This window comes from Streptomyces fulvoviolaceus, assembly GCF_000718165.1.
Taxonomy (GTDB): Bacteria; Actinomycetota; Actinomycetes; order Streptomycetales; family Streptomycetaceae; genus Streptomyces; species Streptomyces fulvoviolaceus.
This window is the reverse complement of sequence record NZ_JOEY01000145.1, coordinates 1-1,537: the sequence shown is the minus strand read 5'-3', so window position 1 is coordinate 1,537 and position 1,537 is coordinate 1. Positions and strand designations below refer to the sequence as shown.

The window sequence follows — 1,537 nt, the reverse complement described above, 5'->3', positions numbered from 1 at the left end:
CGCATCCGACAACTACGCCATCGAAGGCGTCGGCGTCACCCAGGCCCAGGGCCCCCACACCCTCCTCCCCCTCCACCACCTGTGCCTGTTCAAACTGGGCGTCCCGATGGGCGAACTGTGGTACCTCCACGACCTCGCCGCCTGGCTGCGCGAACACCGACGCAGCCGCTTCCTCCTCACCGCACCCCCACTCAACCTGCCCGGCACACAAGGCAGTCCGCTCACTCCGGTCGCCACCGTCTGACGTACAAAGGAGAATGCCCCGGGAGCTACGGCTCCCGGGGCATTCATCGCACCCTCTTGATCTTTAATGTACCGTTTGGTCCAGCAAAGAGTGTCGAACGGGGAGAGCAACCATGCCACGACCACCGGGCCACGGGCCGGATGGACCCGCTGCTTGCCCGCGCCCGGCAGATCGCCGCCCTCGACGCAGCCCCGCTCCTGCGGCTGCGACTGCTGTCGGAATCGCTGCTGACGATCATCTTCCGCAGGCTGGACCACATCTGGGTCTACGAGCACGACTACCGCAGCCTCACCCCCGGCGAGTACCTCGACACCCTGCTCGGCCAGCGCGCCGAATTCGAGCGACTGGTCACCGATCTCCTCAAGGAGGCCGTCGAGGACGGTTCCTTCCGCGCGATCGAACCGCGGCTTGCCACCCTGCAGTTCCTCAACCTGCACAATCACACCTACCAGTGGGTGAAGCCGGGCGGCCGGTGGGACGCCGCGTTCCTGTCCCGCGAGTACTGCGCGACTCTGTTCCGCGGGTTCGGCGCGGCAGACGGCGACCTGCCGGAAGTCGAGGAGCAGGCCGCGGCGTTCAAGCGCGACCGGCCCGAACTGCCCCTCGACCCCGAGGCCGAGTGGCAGTCGGTCTCCGTCTGACCAGGTCCGCGGCGCGTGCCGCGGACCCTCGTCGCACCTGTCACACCTGTCGCACGAGCGCCCGGGCGATGACATTGCGCTGGATCTCGTTGGTGCCCTCGCCGATCTCCAGGATCTTCGCGTCGGCATAGAAGCGGGAGATCTCCGACTCCCGCACATAGCCGTAACCGCCGTGGATCTGCACCGCCTGGGACGCCGCACGGTTGGCGACCTCGGAGGCATACAGCTTCGCCATGGCCGCCTCGGTGCTGTACGGACGGCCCTGGTCGGCCAGCCACGCCGCCCGGTAGACCATCCAGCGGGCCGCCTCGAACTCGGTACCTATATCCTTGTCGAGGACGGACAGGAACTGCCGCAGCCCGTTGCCCTCCTCACCGATCAGATGGTCCTCGGGAATCCAGCAGTCATCGAAGACCAACTCCCGGGTATCCATCGCATGCCAGCCGAGCTTCTTCAGCTTGTGGCCGCAGGAGTAGCCGGGGGTTTCGGTCGGCACATAGAAGGTCGCGAAGCGCTTGCGCCCGTCGTCGTCCTTGCCGGTCACCGCGAGCACGGTGACGCCCTGGCTGATGTCGGTGCCGGCATTGGTGATGAACATCTTCGTGCCGTTGAGCAGCCAGCCGCCGTCCCGCCGCAGCGCCGTGGTCGCGAT

2 protein-coding genes and 1 pseudogene are annotated in these 1,537 nt (G+C 67.1%); 2 read left to right on the top strand and 1 reads right to left on the bottom strand.

Annotated features, from left to right (window positions below):
- Positions 1–244, top strand: a pseudogene (locus IG08_RS0153180) (cyclase family protein); the annotation flags it as partial.
- A gap of 140 nt (positions 245–384) precedes the next feature.
- The gene (locus tag IG08_RS0153175) at positions 385–885 is read left to right on the top strand and encodes a TetR-type transcription factor C-terminal domain-containing protein (RefSeq protein ID WP_030622055.1); all 501 of its coding nucleotides are present in this window, start codon (positions 385–387) and stop codon (positions 883–885) included.
- A 40-nt stretch (positions 886–925) separates the two neighbouring features.
- On the opposite strand, the gene IG08_RS0153170 is transcribed toward IG08_RS0153175, so the two are convergent.
- The coding region (locus tag IG08_RS0153170) for an acyl-CoA dehydrogenase family protein (protein WP_030622053.1) at positions 926–1,537 on the bottom strand (612 nt) is incomplete at its 5' end.